At 67.9% G+C, this 18,272-nt stretch carries 27 protein-coding genes and 1 tRNA gene; 7 read left to right on the top strand and 21 right to left on the bottom strand.

Features of this window, described 5'->3' with window-relative positions:
- Positions 1 to 43: 43 nt before the first annotated feature.
- Positions 44 to 475 (bottom strand): hypothetical protein, encoded by a 432-nt coding sequence (locus IM777_RS07755; RefSeq protein ID WP_194385168.1) that lies wholly within the window; start codon positions 473 to 475, stop codon positions 44 to 46.
- A gap of 60 nt (positions 476 to 535) precedes the next feature.
- On the opposite strand from IM777_RS07755, the gene IM777_RS07750 reads away from it, so the two are divergent.
- Positions 536 to 694 (top strand): hypothetical protein, encoded by a 159-nt coding sequence (locus tag IM777_RS07750; RefSeq protein WP_194385167.1) that lies wholly within the window; start codon positions 536 to 538, stop codon positions 692 to 694.
- Positions 695 to 699: 5 nt separating this feature from the next.
- Here IM777_RS07750 and IM777_RS07745 read toward each other — a convergent pair whose 3' ends face one another.
- The 15 genes from IM777_RS07745 to IM777_RS07675 all read right to left on the bottom strand — a co-directional run bounded on the left by IM777_RS07745 (position 700) and on the right by IM777_RS07675 (position 10,566).
- On the bottom strand, positions 700 to 1,095 hold the full coding sequence (locus IM777_RS07745; RefSeq protein ID WP_194385166.1) for a hypothetical protein: 396 nt from the start codon (positions 1,093 to 1,095) through the stop codon (positions 700 to 702).
- A gap of 40 nt (positions 1,096 to 1,135) precedes the next feature.
- Positions 1,136 to 2,020, bottom strand: a complete 885-nt coding sequence (locus IM777_RS07740) for a DNA-methyltransferase (RefSeq protein WP_194385165.1) — start codon at positions 2,018 to 2,020, stop codon at positions 1,136 to 1,138.
- Positions 2,017 to 3,312 carry a helicase-related protein gene (locus IM777_RS07735; protein WP_194385164.1) on the bottom strand — a complete coding sequence of 432 codons (1,296 nt, stop codon included), beginning with the start codon at positions 3,310 to 3,312 and terminating at the stop codon, positions 2,017 to 2,019. Before IM777_RS07735 ends, IM777_RS07740 begins: the two co-directional genes overlap by 4 nt.
- On the bottom strand, positions 3,309 to 4,208 hold the full coding sequence (locus IM777_RS07730) for a hypothetical protein (RefSeq protein ID WP_194385163.1): 900 nt from the start codon (positions 4,206 to 4,208) through the stop codon (positions 3,309 to 3,311). Before IM777_RS07730 ends, IM777_RS07735 begins: the two co-directional genes overlap by 4 nt.
- Complete coding sequence (locus tag IM777_RS07725) at positions 4,201 to 4,542, bottom strand: helix-turn-helix domain-containing protein (protein ID WP_194385162.1); 342 nt, start codon at positions 4,540 to 4,542, stop codon at positions 4,201 to 4,203. Before IM777_RS07725 ends, IM777_RS07730 begins: the two co-directional genes overlap by 8 nt.
- A complete protein-coding gene (locus IM777_RS07720) occupies positions 4,526 to 5,176 on the bottom strand; it encodes a hypothetical protein (RefSeq protein WP_228481017.1) in 651 nt (216 codons plus the stop codon). Before IM777_RS07720 ends, IM777_RS07725 begins: the two co-directional genes overlap by 17 nt.
- Before the next feature lie 333 nt (positions 5,177 to 5,509).
- On the bottom strand, positions 5,510 to 5,908 hold the full coding sequence (locus IM777_RS07715; RefSeq protein WP_194385161.1) for a hypothetical protein: 399 nt from the start codon (positions 5,906 to 5,908) through the stop codon (positions 5,510 to 5,512).
- Entirely contained in the window at positions 5,905 to 6,375 is a 471-nt protein-coding gene (locus IM777_RS07710) for a hypothetical protein (protein WP_194385160.1), read from the bottom strand. Before IM777_RS07710 ends, IM777_RS07715 begins: the two co-directional genes overlap by 4 nt.
- Positions 6,375 to 7,124 (bottom strand): hypothetical protein, encoded by a 750-nt coding sequence (locus tag IM777_RS07705; protein ID WP_194385159.1) that lies wholly within the window; start codon positions 7,122 to 7,124, stop codon positions 6,375 to 6,377. The genes IM777_RS07710 and IM777_RS07705 overlap by 1 nt, the downstream gene beginning before the upstream one ends.
- On the bottom strand, positions 7,117 to 8,076 hold the full coding sequence (locus IM777_RS07700) for a PDDEXK family nuclease (RefSeq protein WP_194385158.1): 960 nt from the start codon (positions 8,074 to 8,076) through the stop codon (positions 7,117 to 7,119). The genes IM777_RS07705 and IM777_RS07700 overlap by 8 nt, the downstream gene beginning before the upstream one ends.
- Positions 8,073 to 8,243, bottom strand: a complete 171-nt coding sequence (locus IM777_RS07695; protein WP_194385157.1) for a hypothetical protein — start codon at positions 8,241 to 8,243, stop codon at positions 8,073 to 8,075. The genes IM777_RS07700 and IM777_RS07695 overlap by 4 nt, the downstream gene beginning before the upstream one ends.
- Entirely contained in the window at positions 8,240 to 8,620 is a 381-nt protein-coding gene (locus tag IM777_RS07690; protein WP_194385156.1) for a hypothetical protein, read from the bottom strand. Before IM777_RS07690 ends, IM777_RS07695 begins: the two co-directional genes overlap by 4 nt.
- 117 nt (positions 8,621 to 8,737) lie before the next feature.
- A complete protein-coding gene (locus IM777_RS07685) occupies positions 8,738 to 9,172 on the bottom strand; it encodes a hypothetical protein (RefSeq protein ID WP_194385155.1) in 435 nt (144 codons plus the stop codon).
- A gap of 405 nt (positions 9,173 to 9,577) precedes the next feature.
- Positions 9,578 to 10,339 (bottom strand): phage antirepressor KilAC domain-containing protein, encoded by a 762-nt coding sequence (locus IM777_RS07680; protein ID WP_194385154.1) that lies wholly within the window; start codon positions 10,337 to 10,339, stop codon positions 9,578 to 9,580.
- A complete protein-coding gene (locus IM777_RS07675; protein ID WP_194385153.1) occupies positions 10,336 to 10,566 on the bottom strand; it encodes a helix-turn-helix domain-containing protein in 231 nt (76 codons plus the stop codon). Before IM777_RS07675 ends, IM777_RS07680 begins: the two co-directional genes overlap by 4 nt.
- A 122-nt stretch (positions 10,567 to 10,688) precedes the next feature.
- Between IM777_RS07675 and IM777_RS07670 the strand changes: the two genes are divergently transcribed.
- The 6 genes from IM777_RS07670 (at position 10,689) to IM777_RS07645 (ending at position 12,923) form a co-directional block, all read left to right on the top strand.
- Positions 10,689 to 10,976 (top strand): helix-turn-helix domain-containing protein, encoded by a 288-nt coding sequence (locus IM777_RS07670; RefSeq protein ID WP_194385152.1) that lies wholly within the window; start codon positions 10,689 to 10,691, stop codon positions 10,974 to 10,976.
- A 96-nt stretch (positions 10,977 to 11,072) separates the two neighbouring features.
- Entirely contained in the window at positions 11,073 to 11,696 is a 624-nt protein-coding gene (orn, locus tag IM777_RS07665; protein WP_194385151.1) for an oligoribonuclease, read from the top strand.
- 37 nt (positions 11,697 to 11,733) lie between these two features.
- Positions 11,734 to 11,809 (top strand) — tRNA-His (locus IM777_RS07660).
- Positions 11,810 to 12,160, top strand: a complete 351-nt coding sequence (locus IM777_RS07655; RefSeq protein WP_071043274.1) for a metallopeptidase family protein — start codon at positions 11,810 to 11,812, stop codon at positions 12,158 to 12,160. It abuts the tRNA gene before it with no gap.
- A complete protein-coding gene (clpS, locus tag IM777_RS07650) occupies positions 12,157 to 12,453 on the top strand; it encodes an ATP-dependent Clp protease adapter ClpS (RefSeq protein WP_194385150.1) in 297 nt (98 codons plus the stop codon). The genes IM777_RS07655 and clpS overlap by 4 nt, the downstream gene beginning before the upstream one ends.
- The gene (locus IM777_RS07645; RefSeq protein ID WP_194385149.1) at positions 12,450 to 12,923 is read left to right on the top strand and encodes a DUF2017 family protein; all 474 of its coding nucleotides are present in this window, start codon (positions 12,450 to 12,452) and stop codon (positions 12,921 to 12,923) included. Before clpS ends, IM777_RS07645 begins: the two co-directional genes overlap by 4 nt.
- A gap of 32 nt (positions 12,924 to 12,955) precedes the next feature.
- On the opposite strand, the gene IM777_RS07640 is transcribed toward IM777_RS07645, so the two are convergent.
- The 5 genes from IM777_RS07640 to gatA all read right to left on the bottom strand — a co-directional run bounded on the left by IM777_RS07640 (position 12,956) and on the right by gatA (position 18,264).
- The gene (locus IM777_RS07640; protein ID WP_228481015.1) at positions 12,956 to 13,549 is read right to left on the bottom strand and encodes a nucleoside/nucleotide kinase family protein; all 594 of its coding nucleotides are present in this window, start codon (positions 13,547 to 13,549) and stop codon (positions 12,956 to 12,958) included.
- Positions 13,524 to 13,844 carry a hypothetical protein gene (locus tag IM777_RS17230; protein ID WP_071043395.1) on the bottom strand — a complete coding sequence of 107 codons (321 nt, stop codon included), beginning with the start codon at positions 13,842 to 13,844 and terminating at the stop codon, positions 13,524 to 13,526. The genes IM777_RS07640 and IM777_RS17230 overlap by 26 nt, the downstream gene beginning before the upstream one ends.
- Before the next feature lie 44 nt (positions 13,845 to 13,888).
- Positions 13,889 to 15,154 carry a DNA polymerase IV gene (gene dinB / locus IM777_RS07635; RefSeq protein WP_194385147.1) on the bottom strand — a complete coding sequence of 422 codons (1,266 nt, stop codon included), beginning with the start codon at positions 15,152 to 15,154 and terminating at the stop codon, positions 13,889 to 13,891.
- Between the two features lie 66 nt (positions 15,155 to 15,220).
- Positions 15,221 to 16,750 (bottom strand): Asp-tRNA(Asn)/Glu-tRNA(Gln) amidotransferase subunit GatB, encoded by a 1,530-nt coding sequence (gene gatB / locus IM777_RS07630; protein WP_194385146.1) that lies wholly within the window; start codon positions 16,748 to 16,750, stop codon positions 15,221 to 15,223.
- Complete coding sequence (gene gatA / locus IM777_RS07625) at positions 16,750 to 18,264, bottom strand: Asp-tRNA(Asn)/Glu-tRNA(Gln) amidotransferase subunit GatA (protein ID WP_071043264.1); 1,515 nt, start codon at positions 18,262 to 18,264, stop codon at positions 16,750 to 16,752. The genes gatB and gatA overlap by 1 nt, the downstream gene beginning before the upstream one ends.
- Positions 18,265 to 18,272: the final 8 nt, after the last annotated feature.

Genomic DNA, 18,272 nt, shown 5'->3' with positions numbered 1-18,272 from the left:
TGGGTCCGAGTAGGGCCGGGGTAGACCAGCAGGCTTGTCGCGTTCATGCTGCGTTTCCTTCTGCTCGTGCGATGTCGGCCCGGAGCTTTGCGATGATGCTCTGGAGCTCGACGACGCGGGAGACGTTCGTGTCGGACAGGTGCGACCGCTGGGAACGGACGATGGAGCCGTGCATGGCACCACCGACTGCGGCACGGTCGGCGATGGGTGCTGCGGTGCGACGCTCGTACTCGGCTTCGGCCTGCTCGAGCTGGCGACGCCATGCGGGGAGCCAGTGGGCGTTGCGTGCGAACCAGTCAGCCTCGGTGCGGGCATGGCGTGCCCGCTCCTTGGCGAGCTGCTTCTCGGCTCGAGCGAGCTGGATCTTGTAGTGCTTCTCGCAGAACGGGAGACGCTCGGAGCGGATGTCGGCGGCGTTGCAGCGGTGGCCGGTGGTGTCGTTCCCAACCCAGTGTGCGCAAGTGGTGGTCGCCATACTCATAGTCTACTTTCTAGACGGTGGCGTGTCAATAAAGTAGACGGTAGAGTTGCCCGCATGAAGGCACTCACCCAGCTCGAACGAATCGCCCGAGACATCGAACGGCGACCCGAGCTCATCGCGCAAGCCCGCGAAGAAGGCGCCACCTGGGAACAGATCGCCACCGCCCTCAACATGTCCCGCGCCGGCGTCATCAAGCTCCACAACTCCCGCTGACACGCTCATCCCTCTGCCCCCCTGTTGGCCTCGGGAGCGTCGAACTCTTCGAGGCAAGCGTCGTACAGATCGAACTCTGTGATGATGTCGAACTCCACACCAGCCACCCCGCGCTCCTCATCCACCTCGAAGCCGTAGAGCGGAGCATCCTCGTAGAAGCCCCAGAGCTTCTGCCGATACCAGACCCTCTTTCCGCGGTCACTCGGGCGGATGAAGAACTGGTAGTCGATGCCGCTGTTGAGCTCGTTCACCTCCGCCTGAGCGCGCACCCGCGCATCCGCCAGGTCGTGAGTGCCGAGAACGACGACCGCGTTCGTCTCGTCCTCGTTTCCGAGCAGCTGCGCGCGGATCTTGCGAGGCCGATAGACCGACCCATTCGGTCGAGTGATTCCAATGCTCATGATTCCTCCGACCCGCTGTTGGCCTGGTTGGTAGCCACGGTCAGGCGCTCTCGAAATCGAAGGCGGGCTGCGCGAGAGCGTGTTCGAGGTCGCGCAAGTAGTCGCATCCAGAACGCCAGTACGACGGCTTGAGCTCGATGCCGTGCGCACGGCGGCCGAGCTTCACCGCCATGTAGAGTTCCGAGCCCACGCCGCCGTACTTCGACAGGACCGTCTCTCCCGCGTTCGTGTAGAGGCGGATGCAGTTCTCGATGAAGTCGAGCTGCAACGGGGTCAGGTGACGTTCGTCGTCGTCCTCACGGGCGATCTTCGCGTTGAGGGTGTTGCCCTCCTGGATCTCGAGCCACACGGGTCGGGCGAGCTTGATCCATTCCTCGTTGCTGAGGTCACCGACGACCGGAACGTTGTTGTCGCCGGGCTTCTTGAAGATCAGCGCGTAGTCCGCCAGGGCGGGCCGGATCATGGTGCGGTCCTTGTTCTTCGTGACGAACATGAGCTGTTGCGCCTTGGTGCGGATCGCCTGAGCTTGCGGGTCCTTGTCGACCGTGACCTCACCCCAGTAGATGAACCCCTCGCGCTCGTGCGCGCGGATCACGTCGCCACGGAAGTCGACCATGCCGATGAACCCGTCGCGGCCCTTCATCTTCGTGGTCTGCTGCACGTGGACGACCGACATGCGGCCCGGCTTTAGCACCCTGAGGGTCTCGCGGATCATGTACCCGTACTGCTCGAAGAAGTCAGCGCGGTCGAGGGCGTTGCCCATGTCGCGCGGGCTGTTCGAGTAGGTGTAGAGCGACTCGAACGGGGGCGATCCGAGGTCCATGTCGATCGACTCGTCCGGGATCTCTGCCAGACGTTCGGCGCTGTCGCCGAGCCAGAATTCCCACATGTTGCCGCGGGCTTCATCGGTGATGTAGTCGCTCATGCGACCCTCCTTGTGGTGTTGCGGGCGATAAGCCCGTCGATTACTCGGTTCGCCTGCGATTCCTTACGGGCGACGTTCTCGGCGATCTGCGACTCGATCTCGGAGAGCACGATGTGCGCGTTGACCACCCGCGTCTGCCCGTACCGGAATGAGCGGCGGATGCCCTGGTAGTACTGCTCGTAGCTGTCGTTCAATCCAACGAACGCCATGCGCGCGGAGTGCTGGTAGTTCATCCCGAGCCCGGCGATCTTGAGCTTGGTGATGAGCACTCGGAAGTCGCCATGCGCGAACCCCAGGAGAAGGTCGGCCTTCTCGTCGGGGCTCATGGACCCGTGCACGTTGACCGACCCGGGGATCGCGTCGGCGATCGCGTCGGCTTCGTCATTCAGCCCGGTCCACAACAGCCAGGGCTCATCGGACTCTCGCTCGACGAGCTCCACGGCGCGGTCGACGCGAGCTGCGAGCGACTCGCGGCGCACCTTCGACCGGCCCTGCACGCCGCCGATCGTCATGGCGAACAGTTCCCCATCTGCTGGCTCGATCTCGACGTCGACCAGCTCGGGGATGATGTTCAGACCGGGCAAGTTGTAGCCGTCGTCGGCGTAGCCGAGGTCGGACGGGCGCCGGATCGCGATCGCCCACGTGCCCATCCAGTCGAGCATCGGTTCCACGGCGTGACCCTTGAGGCGCCACCCGTCCTGGTCGTGCACGAAATAGGCGGCGAGCATATTCGCCCGGGTCATGTGCCCGAGGAACTCGGCCTGATTGGTCAGCTCTTCCGGGTCGTTCGGTGCCGGCGTCGCCGTCCATGTCGACCGGTACTCGACGTTCTCGAAGTGGCGGATCAGCTTCGTGCGAGTCTTCCCGTCTGACTGCTTGAGGATGGAAGCCTCATCGAGTGCGACAGCCCCGATTTTCGACGGGTCGAACTGGTCGACCATCTCGTAGTTGGTCACGTAGACGCCGGGTCCGGTGATCTCGTCGCCGCTGCGCACGTACCGCGCATCGGTGTGGATCAGGGCCGCTTCCTCCGGCGTCTGGCGGGCGACACCAAGCGGCGCGACGATCAGCGACACGTCCGCCATGACTCGACACCACTCGAGCTGCATCCGGGTCTTGCCGAGCCCCGTATCCGCCCACACGGCGGGACGGCCCACGCGCGCCGCCCACCGGGTCACGTCGACCTGAAACGGCTTGAGGCTGTGGTGCAGGTCCCCCGGACCAACGTCGATGCCCACGGGCCGCACACGGGCCGCTCGACGCGCGATGAAATCGCTGTACGGGATGGTCATTCCATGCTCCCAACCTGATGATCAGATGAGGCGGTCGCCTCAGCCTTCTTGCCCTTGCGTGCCGCGACGGCTGCGGCGGCGGCGCGGACAGCGGCTGCCCGGAACCACGTCACCTTCCCGAGCGGTCCCCTCGTCGTCGCGACCGGATGCAGATCCTTCTCGCGGACCCATCGGCGCAGCGACTCTTCGGAAACTCCGACTTCGCGGGCGGCCTGTCGGCGGTCCCAGATCTCGTGCTCTGTGCCCCACTCGGTGACGCCTCCGACGGTGATCTCTTCGTCGTCTTCGTGGACCTCGACGAATGCTTCCGTGGGGCGTTCGACGTTCCACCGGTACATCGCGTCAGCTATCGACCAGCGCTCCCGGATCCCATCCACGGCCGGGTGGAGGTCGAGGGCGGCGGCGGTGAGGGCGATGATCATGTCCTGGTCGTTCGCGAGCTTCGGGAGCTCGTCGAGGATGACCGAGGCGTTCCCCTGTGCTTCCTCGTAGGCGTCGGCAGCGTCAGCGCCGGCGGGGAGGCCGCGGGAGTCCCATCCGCGGTGCTCGAGCATGGATGCCCAGGCGCGGAGAGTCCCGGCGATCGCGTCGCCGGCGTCGATAAGGTCAGCGGGGATCGGGGCGGGCGCCTCGACGTTCCGTGCGGCGCCTGATCCGACCTGGTCGTAGGCGCGGGCCTTCGTCGGGTCACCCAGGGAGCGGATGCGGCCGAGGAGGTCGGGGGCGTCGGTGATCATGCGGCGGGTGCGTCCGAAGCAGCGGTCGCAGATCCATGAGCGCTCGCGGGCTTCTGCGGGGACGCAGCCGCGGCAGGTGCCGTCCGTCTTGCCGTAGTCGGGGCAGTCGGCGAAGTGCTGGCGTTGCGTGCACCCACGGATGCAGACCCGGTCACCCATGAAGCACCGCCTCACCCTGGCGAAGCAGCACTGACCACTGGCCGGTCTGGGAGCGAGTCCACGCGGGCACGTCGGGGAACCAGCGCCGGAGCGTCGACCGGGCCACCCCGACCGTCGCGGCTGCGTCGGCGAACGACGCTCCATCGTCAAGGAGGCGCCGCGCCCGCTCCCGCACCGACATGTCCCGGACGTTCGCCGCCGGCGCGTGGCTACAGCCCGCGTCGTGACGCCACCGGGTCACCGTGCGAGTCGAGACACCGAGGATGCCCGCGATCTCCGCGGAAGACGCCCCGGACGCTTCGAGCTCCAGGAACCGGTCAGAACGGCTGTCCATCGTCATCCTCCATCGCCTTCGTGAGCTGGTCCTCGTATCGCTGCTGAGCGAGCCATCTGTCGTGCTGGCGGCGAGCAGTCCCGCACTTCCCGCAGTCCTCGAAGCGACCATTGGGGTGATCCGGGCATCCGATGGGCGGGGCGTCCAGTAGGCGGGGTCGCGGTGGCAGGGGCGTGCGCTCCTGCTCCTCGCGCCACTCGGCCCACTCCCCCGCGCGCTCCCGGTCCTCGTCTCGCATCCGCTCCCGCGCCCTCGCCCGCGCTCCCCCCACAGCCGCGAAGCTTCGCGAATGTTCGCGAATGGGCGGGTCGGGGCAGTTCGACCAGGCAGTGCGGGCGTCGAGCTTCAGCGGGCGTCGCAGTGCGATCCACTCCTCGCCGTCCGCCGAGTACATCTCCAGGAAGCCGGACTCCTCGAGCATCAGCAGGTGCTCGATCACCGTTTCGGTCGCGGCTTCGCCCGGGTAGATCGCTGCGGCGATCAGCTCCGGGATGAGTTGCCGGCGGCCGAGTCCGTCCGTGTGCAGCCACAGGCCGAGTGCTGTCGTCTTCGCCGCGTGTGGGGCTCGCAGGTACCCGGGGAACTCCAGATCCTGTGTCGTGATCTTCCTCTGGACGCTCTTCGTCGTTGACACCTTGCTCGTTCCCTCTCGCGAATCCCTCGATGCACAGGTCGACGGCGAGCTGTAGGTGGTGCTCGTCGACCTGGAAGCACTCCGACCAGCCGCGGCCCATCAGCAGGAGGCCGGTCGCTTCGGTCTCGTTGCGGAAGGCCTGCGGGAACCATCGGCGGAGTGTGCGGAGCGCTTCGCGTTCCCAGGTGGCGTCGGTGCCTCTGGCGAGGATGATGATGTGTCCGCCGGTGCGGGTCATCCGGTGGACGCGGTTGAACCTCCATGCGCGGCCGACCTTGAGCACGTTGTGCTCGGGCCAGAACACGACGTAGGTCATCGCGAACTCGGGCATGCTCATGCGGCTGCCCTCCACGTCTCGTGCTCGTCGCCGTAGACATCGCGCATCATCTCGTGCGCCGCGCCGGCGGTGATCCTCTCTCGGCGGGTGCCGACGAGCCGGAACCACTCGAATTCGTGCGGGTAGTAGACGGGCACGCGCGAGGGGTCTTTCACCCAGCGGCGGACCTTCCATCCGAAGTAGAGCGCTCGCGCTTGCAGCACGTGCTCGGCGCGGTTGTTGCAGAGCACGCAGAGGGTCAGCCCGTCCTCACAGGTGGGGCGGATCTTCGACCCGCCGTTACCGACCGCTCGGCGGTGCTGAAACGAGAGCGCGACTATGACGCCGCACGACACGCACCGGTGCATGTCCCGCTCGTAGGTGCTGTCGCGAACGGCCGTGGTCGGCTTGCTCATCGCTGCTCACCCCGCAGGTTGGCGTTCAGTGATCGCAGGATGTCGATGTCCCGGCCGATCATGCGGTCGAAGTCGCGGGCATACTCCATTTCCAGCCACGCCGTGTCGGCGGCGAGCTGTGCATCCTTCACACGGTCATCGATCGCGCGCGCGAGGTCACGGCGCTCCCCCATCGGCATCCGCGGGTAGACCTCGAGAATCTTCTCCGCTCCGAGTGCGAGCGCCACGGTCAGGTCGCGCTCTGCGGTCTTGAGCTTGCGGCGGTACGTGTCTAGCGCGGCGGGTGCGCGGCGGGCTACGTTGCGCGCGTACATGAGCGCTCCGGCGGCCTGGACGGGCGTCGGGAACAGCGCGATCAGCTCGTCCTCGCTCATGGCCGAGAGGTTCAACGGCACCAGTTCGGTGTCGGTGCCGGGGATGTGCTCCGGTTCCTCGACCTCGCCGGTGATCGGGTTCACGTCGGGCATCAGCGGCGGCCCTTCTTTCGCCCCGCCGCGCGGCGCTGTGCACGGTTCTGCGGGGGGCGGTGATCCTGCGGGGCGGCAATCCGGGCCGGGTCTCCGAAGAACGCGTGGTGCCGGTCGAGCTCATCGGGTGAGAGCTCCGGCGCCTCGGGGCGCCAGGCGGCGTCGATGAGCTGCTTGCGACGGTCGCGCCATGCACGGTGCAGCGCTGTGCCGTCCGCGTCCGGGGTGAAGGCCCGCGCGGCGCGTGCCCACTTTCCGAGGTCCTCGATCGCCTCGGGGGTGTCTGCCGCTTCGAACTCCGCGGCCCAGTCGCGCTCTACGACATCGGGCTCGGCGGGCGGCTGGTGCTCGTCGGGGATGCGGATGTCCCCCAGGAGGTCGCGGAACGTCTGCCGGAATCCGACCATGCGGGCGGTGCGGCCGAAGTGACGCATCGGCGAGCGGTGCCAGTTCTCCGACCACTCCTCGTTCTCGACAGGCACCTGCTCGTCCCACCGGATCGTGACCGTCGTGGGCACCCGGACGTCTTTGCGGTACACGGTGACGCGCGCGAACTCCGGGTGTGCTTGAACGACGCGGATCGGTTCGCCGTCGTTGCCGTCGATGACCGTGGGTGACCATGCCTCGCGCCAGCTCTCGCCGTCGTCGGAGAACTCGACCGCGGATGTGCCATCCCAGACGCCGGATGCGTGGACGATGCGCTCGACCTCGCCGATGGTCTTCAGCTCAGGGGTTTCGATGTCAGACACTGGTGGCCTCCTGGAATCGCAGTGACGGGCGGCGGGTGATCTTCGGGTAGAGGCGCTTCGCCTTCGCCTCGGCCATGGCGATGGCGGCGCGCGCCTGCTGAATCGCGGCGTGACCGGTGGGGTCGTCGTCCTTCCACCTCTCTTCGTCGATGGAGACGATCTCGGCGACGCTGAGCTGGAATCCCCCGGCCTCGCCCATGCCGACGGTTCCGAACCGCTCGACGTGCGGTAGGTCCGCGGTGGCTTTCCTGAGCGCCGCCGCTGCGGCCTTCTCGCGCTTCGCGAGCGCGTCGAGCTCGCGCTTGAGCGGCGCCCATTCATCGAGCGCGGAAGCGACGTCGTCCGGGAGGTCATCGACGGCCGGGCATCCGTCGTTGCGCCACGAGATGAAAGCGTCAGCTCGGTCGACGAGCCACTCGATCATTTCCTCGTCGCGGTCGACGCGAATCCACTGCGCTCCCTCGATCGGGGGTTGGTCGTCTTCGTCGCGGACCTCAAAGCCGTAGAGCGCATAGTCCGCCCCTACGACGTGCATCTGCCACTGGAGCTGCGCGCGGTGGTCTGCCGGGATGGTGGCGTGCTCCCAGCCCCACTCGTGAGACTTGACCTCGACGACGAGCAGGTTCCCCTCTTCGTCGGTGCCGATGCCGTCGGGCGTCGCGCGGTGCAGGTCGTTGTCGTGCGCGCCCCACAGCGCCGAGTTGGGCTCGATGCCGGGGATGATCTCCATCGCCTCGTCGAGCAACGCGGCCTCGCGTGCGCTGCCGGCCCGGGTGGCGGCGTTGCCATGGAACGTGGAGCCGTTCATCTTCCGCTCCGCGATCGCCTGGCGCGCCTTGAGCCCGCCGCGCGCGACCGCCAGAGCCTCGGACGCTGTGACACCTTCGCCGCGCTCCGCCGACCACAGCTCGCGGGGCGCGTCGCCGGGGACGATGATGTGTCCGATGTTCATGCCGCCACCTTTCGCGGGAGGTTCCGATGCGTGGTCGCCCACGTGCGCTTCGTCATGGTGTTCAGCGCCATGAGGCGGACCGGGTTCGGGCCACTGGGCATGACCGCGACGACCTGCCAGCGGATCTTGCCGACGGTCAGCGCGTCGCCCGCCTCCCACCGGTTCACTCGTTGCTCGCCTCGTCGTCATGGACGTACACGCCGGAGGCGGTGCGGAGATCGTTCGCCGCCTTCGCGAACGGGTCGGTGCCGACGCCGAAATCGAAATCGAGAGTGTCGTTCCCCGTGCGCTCCGCCCGCGCGCGGCTCATCATCTCGACGACGTCGTCGACGTCCGACTCGTCAGTGATCGGCTCGATGAACAGGGCGCCGGCGGTCGGAGTGAACTCGTCTTCGCCGTTGTGGTCGATCGTCGTGCGCACGCAGTCGACGACCATGACGACGACGTGGCGCCGCTCGGGCTTCTTCACGAGCTCCGCGGCGATGCGGTACATCCCGTTGCGGTCGATGTCGTTGGGCAGGGTTCCCGACAGCTTGACTGCCATGTCACTCTCCTTCTGCGGCGGTACGTCGCCGCGGTCTCATGTGGGTGTGGATGATGAGGGTCGCCAGGGCGAGGCTGACGACCGCGAGGGCGAATGCCGTCGCGTAGATCACGCCAATCACCTCAGCCGGCCGGTCGCGGAGGTCTCAGTGAGGACGAGCGTCGCGACCGTGCCGATGCGGGTCGTGTGCTGGATGATCACCGACGAGTCGTCAGGCCACCATGAGATGTGGAGGTCGTCTCGGGCGTGCGCGTCGAGCATCCTGTCGCCCCATGCGTTGCGGGCGAACTTCACGACATCGGACTTCGGGAGCCACTGATAGATCGCGGCGAGGATGTGGGCTTCCTCGTTGCGGTCGAGGTCGGTGGTGCCGTGTCCGTCGACGTACTCCAGCCAGATTCCGCGGGCCGCGTCGACCCGGTCGTTCGGCTCGAGCTGTGTTGCGAGGGTGGCGAGGGTGTTGATGCGCTGCATCGTCCAGGCGACGCGGGAGGCGCGTTCGAATGACTTCCAGAGTCCGAGGGGTGAGTCGTGGGTGGTGTGGTCCGTCATGATCGTGCCTTTCGTGACGGTGAGCGGGTTCAGGGGTGGGTTTGCGCGTTGCGTGGTGTGTGCGTGCCGACGCCGTCGAGGCGGTCCAGGCGTGACAGGCTCTCGCGGGGTGCTCGGGTGATGCGATCGCGCTGATCCAGAACTGGCGCTGGAAGGCGCCGATGCCGTAGAGCCAGGCGACTGCGAAGCCGAGGCCGATGAGGGTGATCCCGGACGGGAGGCCCGGGAGGCCTGCGGCGCGCTCGATCGTCATGCGGGTGATGTCCGCGGCGAAGAACGCGAGCGCCGGGAGGAGCGCGAGCAGGGTGGTGATGACGGTGGCCGCGCGGGGAGCGCGTTGGGGACGCTCAACGCGCGCGGCCACCTCCTCCGACTCGACCCGGGGCTGGGGTCCGGTCGAGGCGTTCACGAGACCACCGCCATCTCGACGGGCTTGAGGACACCGAGGCGCACCCGGAGCCGTTCGATCCCGCGGAGCGTGACGCGCACCTGCGGCGGATCGAGGATCAGCTCACCGGTGCGGGGATGGTGGTGGGACTGCGGCTTCTCCCGGAGGTAGCCGGAATCCACGGCGGTCTGCTTCGCAGTCCACTTCCCCTGCGTGCCGCGGTAGATCCATCCGAGGCCGTGGAGTTGGGAGAAGAGTCGCTGGCGGCCGGTCTCGACGCCGGCGCGGGCGAGGATCTTCGCAGCGTCGGCGACCTCGTAGTCGCCGTCCGCGGATGCGAGCTCGTCCCACGCTTCGGCGCGCGGGGTCAGCTCGGCGATGTGCTCGTCCTTCTCCTTGATCGCCTCGGATGCTTCGAGGACGGCGCGGGCGAGGAGCTGCTCGCGCGTCTCGGGCACGGCGTACGAACCGGTGCGGCGGATGCTGGGGAGCACCTCGTGCGTCACCCAGCGCTTGAACTCGCGCGCCTCGGGGATGCGCGAGCGGATCACGGCCGCGAAGAGACCCGGCTCGGAGATGGTGAGCATCTCCTGATCTCCACCAGGGGTGCTCACAATGTGAGTCCCCTTCTCGTCCTCGTCGAGCATGCGGGACATGTTCGAGGTGCGGTCGTATCCGAGGACGGCGGCGACATCGGCCCCCACGAACCACGGCTCGCCGTCGATCAGGAGAGCACGCAGGCCGTGCGCTCCGAATCGGAACGTCTCGACGGCGGTCATGCGACACGCTCCAGGGAGGGCTCCGGGAAGAACCGTGAGACCGGGACGTCCATCGCGGCAGAGAGCTTGAGAATCTCGTCCGCCGTGAAGGAGACCCGACCGGCGAGCCGCTCAGCTACGCTGCTGCGTGCGATGCCCAGCGCCTGAGCAATCGCGCCCTGGGTGAACCGCTTCTCAGCCGCGACGCCGCGTACTTTGTCCGCAATTCGTGAAGTGGTCTGCGTCATGCCGGAAAGCATGTCCCGATATCCGGACGCTGTCAACCTACGACACGCGGCATTTTCCCGATATCCGAATTCACGATCCGACTACTTGCACATAATGTCCGGAAACCCATACACTCAGTCACATGTCGAACATCTCCGAGCTTCGCCCGGCTGCTGACCACACGCGAGCCGCCCGTGCCGCCTACGTGCACGACTCACTGAAGGCCGAGCGCTGGTCCGTCCGCGCTGCCGCCCTCGCTATCGGCATCACCAACAGCGTCCTCGCGACGCGCATGAACGGAACGACCGCATTCCTGGCCGATGAGCTCGAGTCGATTGCTCGCCTGCTCAAGGTCGACCCGGTGCAGTTCTACGCCGGCTACCTTGCGGCCGGCGACCCGGAGACTCCGGAAGTGCGACCTATGGATTAGAAGGCCGATGCTCTATCCATTGAGCTACGAGGGCCCTTCCAGAGTAGCGAACGGCGCGCACGCGGCCGGTGTCGGCGCGATCGATAGGATGAGCCCATGGCCGGGAGCGAGAACGACAGACTCGTATGGATCGACTGCGAGATGACGGGTCTCGACCTTGCGGTCGACGAACTCGTCGAGATCGCCGTCGTGGTGACCGATTTCGAGCTGCGTGTGCTCGACCCGGGATTCCAGGTCGTGATCAAGCCGTCCCAGACCGCGCTGGCCAATATGAACGACTTCGTCACCTCGATGCACGAGTCCTCCGGGCTTCTCGACGAACTCCCCGCAGGCGTCAGCCTCGCGGACGCGCAGGCGCAGACTCTCGCGTACATCCGCCGATTCGCCCCCCTGCCGAGCAAGGCCCCGCTGGCCGGCAACACCATCGGAACGGACCGCATGTTCCTGGCGAAGTACATGCCCGACGTCGACGATTACCTGCACTATCGGAACGTCGACGTTTCCAGCATCAAGGAGCTCTCCCGACGCTGGTATCCCCGCGCATACATTCACGCGCCGGCGAAAGACGGCGGCCATCGCGCGCTCGCCGACATCAAGGAGTCGATCCGCGAACTGGCCTACTACCGCCAGGCGGTCTTCGTGCCGGAGCCCGGCCCGACGAGCGATCACGCACGCACCGCCGCGGCATCCGTCGTGTCGTCGTTCGCTCCGATTATGTGAGAGAATCTTCTGGTTGCCCGCTCGGCGGGAGGACATGGTGGCTATAGCTCAGTTGGTAGAGCACCGCGTTGTGGTCGCGGGGGTCGCGGGTTCAAGTCCCGTTAGCCACCCCAATGCGTGACATGGATGCCGAGACATTCGAGGCGCTCGTCGTGGACGAGCTCGACCGACTGCCCGACGACATGGTGGATGGTCTCGACAATGTCGTGTTCGTGGTGGAGGACCGCCCGGAGGACGGGAGTCTCGATCTGCTCGGCCTCTACGACGGATGGTCGCTGACCGAGCGTGATCGATACGGCATGGGCGAGCTGCCCGATCGCATCATCGTCTACCGCGAGCCCCACCTGGACCGGTGCGCCGACGAGCCGGAGCTGCGCCGCGAGGTGCACACGACGCTCGTTCACGAGATCGCGCACTTCTACGGGATCGACGACGAGAAGCTGCACGAACTGGGGTGGGCATGACGACGACTCCGACACTCCCAGAGATCGAGCAGTCCGTCACCGCTGGCCAGCACTTCGCACGCGTCTGGCAGACCGTGGTCTGGAACGACCCCGTGAATCTGATGAGCTATGTGGTGCACGTGTTCCGCACGTACTTCGGCTATCCGCGGGATCGCGCCGAGCATCTCATGCTCGCCGTGCACCACGACGGACATGCCGTCGTGGCTGAGGGAGCGCGCGAACAGATGGAGCTTCACGCGCAAGCGATGCACGACTACGGACTGTGGGCGACCGTGAGAGAGGCACCGGAATGACCGACGCCAAGACCGTGATCCTCGAGATCACTCCACTCGAGGCGACGCACCTCACCGACCTCGTCACGCAGTTCGACGAGCTGCTTCAGGCGTCACGACCGACGGAGGACCCGGCGGTCGCGCGACTGGTCCCCGATGCGTACACCGACGACCCGCAGGGCTCAGCCGAATTCCGCCGCCTCACCGAGCCGACCCTCCTGGAGCGGCGCAGCGACGACGCCGCGATGGTGGTGGCGTCGTTGGCGCCCCTGCTCGCGGAGGATCCGACCGACCTCGAGCCGGTGGGACTTCCCCTGGATCCGCCCACCGCGGCCGCGTGGGTACGCTGCCTGGCCGCCCTGCGACTCGTGCTCGCCGAGCGCCTCGGGATCCGGACGGAGAGCGACGGCGAGGTCGATGATCCCCGCTTCGGCGTCTACGAATGGCTGGGATTCCGTCTCGACGGCCTGATGACGGCTCTCGACGACTGATATCGCCGAGCGCGGATCACCTCACGGCGTGATCAGGGCACGGGGAACACGTGCGTCGCACGGGACGCCGGCTCGTCTTCGGCGAGGTGGCGGTCCTCCTGCGCCGCCCACCGTTCCCAGTGCGGACGGTAGGTCTCGCCGTCGCGATCGAGCGCGCGGTGCCGACGGGAGGCCGCCGGAGACTCGAGCCAGACGCGGACGTCGCCCAGCGGCGCCGTCCCGGGAGTGAGAAGCCCGGCTCCCTCGACGATGAGCGGCAGCGCCGGGTCGACGGCGTGGGCCGCATCCCACCCGTCGCGCTCCCAATCCCAGCTGCGCCACACGCCGATGACACCGCGAGCATGAGGGATCAGGATCTGCTCTCGCGCGAGCTCGACACCCTCGCGCAGCCCGTCCCATCCGGGATAGAGCGCGTCGAGGGCGACAGCCTGCACGCGACCGCGCATCGGCCAATCCCGTATCAGACGTCGCGCCAGTGAGGACTTTCCTGCCCCGCTGCGACCGTCGATGAGCACGACCGGATTCGCCGCAGCGGTCGCCGCAACGGCATCCCGCACGACGGAGGCCGCACGGGCGAGGGCGAGATCGACCGGGTCGCGACTACTTCTTGAGGATGCGGATGACACGGCTAAGCGAGCGACCCGCGACCCACACGAAGGGGATCGCGACGGCGAGCAGCGACACGATGTTCGGCTCGAAGCGGAGGTCGTCACCGCGGCGGATGTACGCGCCGAGCGGGATCGCGTAGCCACCGCCACCGCCACCACCGTTGCCCGCGTCGTCGCTGCCGCCACCGAATCCCGACCACGACAGGGCGACGGGAACGATGCGGACGCCGTCGACGTCCTGCTGTTCTCCATACGCGCTGTTGACGCCGAAGGCCGCCGACTGCTTGCCGAGTTCGAGTGCGATGTTGGGCATGTCGTCCACGCTACCCGCATCCGAGCCGCGGGGACAGATCCCGATCAGTGTGCGGGCGGGTGGTCGGCCCGCGGATGCGACGGCGCGGCACCACCGGCTCTCGCGGGACCGAGAAGGGTGGCCCGTGTCACAGCGCCCTTCCCGAACTTCGCCGTCGCGCCGTCGAGCGCGTCTTCGACGCGCCGCCAGTCCTCATCGTCGTCCCAGAGCGCCAGCGCTCCGCTGCCGGACGAACGGAGCTTTTCTCCGCGGACCCCGATCAGGCGCACCGGCAGATCCCGCGCCACCGTCTCGAACAGCTCGATCGCGGTCTCCCCGATCCGCTGACCGACGGACGTCGGCTCAGCGAGAGTCTGCGATCTCGACAGGGTGGTGAAGTCGGACAGACGCACCTTCACCGCGACGACGCCGGCCTCCCACCCGTGCGATCGGAGCCGAGCCGCCACACGATCGGCGAGGCGCCGGAACTCGGAGCGGAGCACGCGCGGGTCGTCGATGTCTTCGCCGAAGGTCTCCTCGTGCCCGACGCTCTTCTCCACCCGCTCCGTCGTGACCTCGCGGGGGTCGATCCCGCGGGAGAGGTGCCACACGCGGTGGGCCATCGCGGAGCCGAGAGCGTGCTCGAGCACCGATGTGGGTGCGTCGAGAACGTCGGCGACGGTGCGCAGTCCGCGCGATTCGAGCGCTTCCGCCGCTTTGGGCCCCACGCCCCACAGCGCGCGTACCGAGCGGGCAGCGAGGAAACGCTGCGTGTCTGCCTCGGCCACGATGAGCAGCCCGTCGGGCTTGCTGATCGTCGACGCCATCTTCGCGACGTGCTTCGTGGCCGCTGCGCCGATGCTGCACGTGAGGCCGGTTTCATCGCGGACCTTCCGCCGCAGCATCCGTGCGATCTCCCCAGGTCTCCCCCAGAGTCGTCGCGCCCCGCGCACGTCGAGGAAGGCCTCGTCGATGGACAGCGGCTCGACAAGGGGCGTGACATCCCGGAAGATGTCCATCACCTGCCGCGACAGGGCGATGTAGCGCTCGAAGTGCGGCGGGACGACGGTCGCCGTCGGGCAGAGGCGCAGCGCCTGCCCCACGGGCATCGCCGAGCGCACGCCGAAGCGCCGGGCCTCGTACGACGCGCTCGAGACGACCCCGCGCCCCTTCGGCGCACCGACGATGATCGGCTTCCCGGCCAGGGAAGGGTCGTCGAGCACCTCCACCGCCGCATAGAACGCGTCCATGTCGACGTGGAGGATTCCCGCCCCCGTGTCATCCGCGCCCGCGGCGGACACGATGCGCCCCGAACCGTCCCCGCGTCCCATGCTTCTATCGTGCTCCCGGCCACCGACACGCCGCCCGCAGCCGACGCCGGTCGGCTGACCGGCTGATCACTGCGCGGCGCGCTCCAGGATGAGCTCCCGCACCCGTGCGGCGTCGGCCTGCCCCCTCATCGCTTTCATGACGGCACCGATGATCGCTCCGGCGGCCTGTACCTTGCCGTCCCGGATCTTCTCGAGCACGTCGGGCTGTGCGGCCAGGGCTTCGTCGATCGCCGCCACGAGCGCGCCGTCGTCGGAGACGACGGCAAGACCACGTGCGTCGACGATCTCCTGCGGTGTGCCCTCGCCGGCGATCATCGCCTCGAGCACCTGCCGTGCGAGCTTGTCGGTGAGGGTGCCGGCCACGACCAGCGCCTGCAGGGCCGCGACATCGGCCGGCGTGACGAGCGCTCCCGGCTCGGCACCCTGCGCGTTCGCGATGCGGCTGATCTCACCCGTCCACCACTTGCGGGCGGCAGCGGGCGCACACCCGGCGGCGACGGTCGCCTCGACCTCCGAGAGCAGTCCGCCGTTGCGGACGTCCTGGAATTCCAGGTCGGTGAACCCCCACGCGGCCTTCAGGCGACGACGATGCGCCGCCGGCGCTTCCGGAAGGGCCGCGCGAAGCTTCTCGACCAGGTCGGGCGCCGGCGCGACGGGCAGCAGATCCGGCTCGGGGAAGTAACGATAGTCGTCCGCGTCGGACTTCGGGCGCCCAGGTGACGTGGTGCCGGTGTCCTCGTGCCAGTGGCGGGTCTCCTGCACGATCGCGCCGCCATCGGCCAGGATCGCGGCCTGTCGCTGGATCTCGTAGCGCACGGCGCGCTCGACCGAGCGCATCGAGTTGACGTTCTTCGTCTCGGTTCTGGTGCCCAGCGGCGCCACCGGCTGTCCCGCTGCGGCCCGCGGCCGCAGGGAGACGTTCGCGTCGCAGCGCAGGTTGCCGCGCTCCATCCGCGCTTCCGAGATGCCCAGCGATCGCACGATGTCGCGGATCGTGGCGACGTAGGCCTTCGCGATATCGGGCGCGCGGTGCTCCGCACCGAAGATCGGCTTGGTGACGATCTCGACCAGCGGAACGCCGGCGCGGTTGTAGTCGACCAGCGAGTATTCCGCCCCCTGGATGCGGCCCGTGGCACCGCCCATGTGGGTGAGCTTTCCGGCGTCCTCCTCCATGTGCGCACGCTCGATGGGGACCTCGACGATCGTTCCGTCCTCGAGCTCCACCTCGACTCTCCCCTCGAAGGCGATGGGTTCGTCGTACTGCGAGATCTGGTAGTTCTTCCCCAGGTCGGGATAGAAGTAGTTCTTGCGTGCGAATCGGCTCGACGGGGCGATGGAGCACCCGAGCGCCAAGCCCAGACTGATCGATGAGCGGATCGCCTGCTCGTTCACCACCGGCAGTGAACCGGGAAGCCCCATGTCCACGGGAGCCACCAGGGTGTTCGGCGCGGCGTCGTGGTTGTCGGGGTGGGCGGGATTGGGCGCACCGGAGAACATTTTGGTGCGGGTGTTCAACTCGACGTGCACCTCGAACCCGAGCACGGGCTCGAAGCGCTCGAGCGCCTCGTCGAAGTCCATCAGCTTGCCACCGGCCATCAGCGTGCCCCTCCTCGGACAGGTGCGCGGTCCAGAAGCGGACCTCCCCATGAATCGACAAGACGAGCCTCGAGTGCGGCCCCGACACGGTACAGACGGGCGTCCTCGCGAGCGGGCGCGAGGAACTGGATGCCGACGGGCAGGCCGTCCTCCGCCGCGAGGCCGGCCGGAATCGAGATCCCCGGCACGCCGGCGAGGTTCGCCGGGATCGTCGTGACGTCGTTCAGGTACATCTGCATCGGGTCGTCGAGCTTCTCGCCGAGGCGGAACGCCGTGGTGGGCGCGGTCGGGGTGGCGATGACGTCGACCCTCTCGAAGGCGGCGTCGAAGTCGGACTGGATGAGCGTGCGCACCTTCTGCGCCGAGCCGTAGTAGGCGTCGTAGTATCCGGCAGAGAGGGCGTAGGTGCCCAGGATGATCCGCCGCTTGACCTCGTCGCCGAACCCCGCATCGCGCGTGGCGGCCATGACGTCTTCGACCGTCGCGCCCGCGCGAGGGCTCACGCGCATGCCGAAGCGCACGGAGTCGAACTTCGCGAGATTGCTCGATGCCTCGGCGGGCAGCACGAGATAGTAGGCGGCCACGCCGTATTCGAAGTGAGGAGCGCTGATCTCGACGATATCGGCACCCGCGGCCTCCATCGCCGACAGCGACGCGCGGAATGCCGCGGTCACGCCGGGCTGGAATCCATCCTCCCCGAGCTCGCGGATCACGCCCACCCGCAGACCCCGGAGCACATCGCCGCGCGCGCCCTCTCGGGCGGCTTCGGCGAAGGACGGCCAGGAATCCGTGAGCGACGTGGAGTCGTTCGCGTCATGACCGCCGATGACATCGTGCAGGAGTCCGGCGTCGAGCACCGTTCGGGTGACAGGGCCGACCTGATCCAGGCTCGATGCCAGGGCGATCGCGCCGTATCGGCTCACGGCACCGTAGGTCGGCTTCACCCCGACCGTTCCCGTGACATGCGCCGGCTGCCGGATCGAGCCCCCGGTGTCGGAGCCGAGCGCGAGGGGCGCTTCGTAGGCGGCGACCGCGGCGGCGGAGCCGCCGCCCGACCCGCCGGGGATGCGTTCCAGGTCCCACGGGTTGCGGGTCGGCCCGTAGGCGGAGTGCTCGGTGGACGAGCCCATCGCGAACTCGTCCATGTTCGTCTTGCCGAGCGGAACCAGGCCCGCCGTACGCGAACGCGCGACGACGGTCGCGTCGTACGGCGACATGTACCCCTCGAGGATCTTCGATCCGCTCGTGGAGGGCATGTCCGTGGTCACGAGCACGTCTTTGATCGCCACCGGCACGCCGGCGAGAGCATTGAGGACCTCGCCGGACGCGCGACGACGGTCGATGTCCGCGGCGACGTCGAGTGCATGGTCGCTGACGTGCAGGAAGGCATGGATGTCGCCGTCGACGGCGGCGATGCGATCGAGGTGGGCCTGTGTCGCCTCGACGCTGGAGATCTCGCCGGCAGCGAGGCGGTCGGCGAGCGCGGCGGCGGAGAGGTTGGTGATGTCGGTCACGGATCCGT

This window comes from Microbacterium luteum (assembly GCF_015277875.1).
Classification (GTDB): domain Bacteria; phylum Actinomycetota; class Actinomycetes; order Actinomycetales; family Microbacteriaceae; genus Microbacterium; species Microbacterium luteum.
The sequence above is the reverse complement of the archived record's forward strand: the minus strand, read 5'-3'. Positions and strand labels throughout refer to the sequence as shown.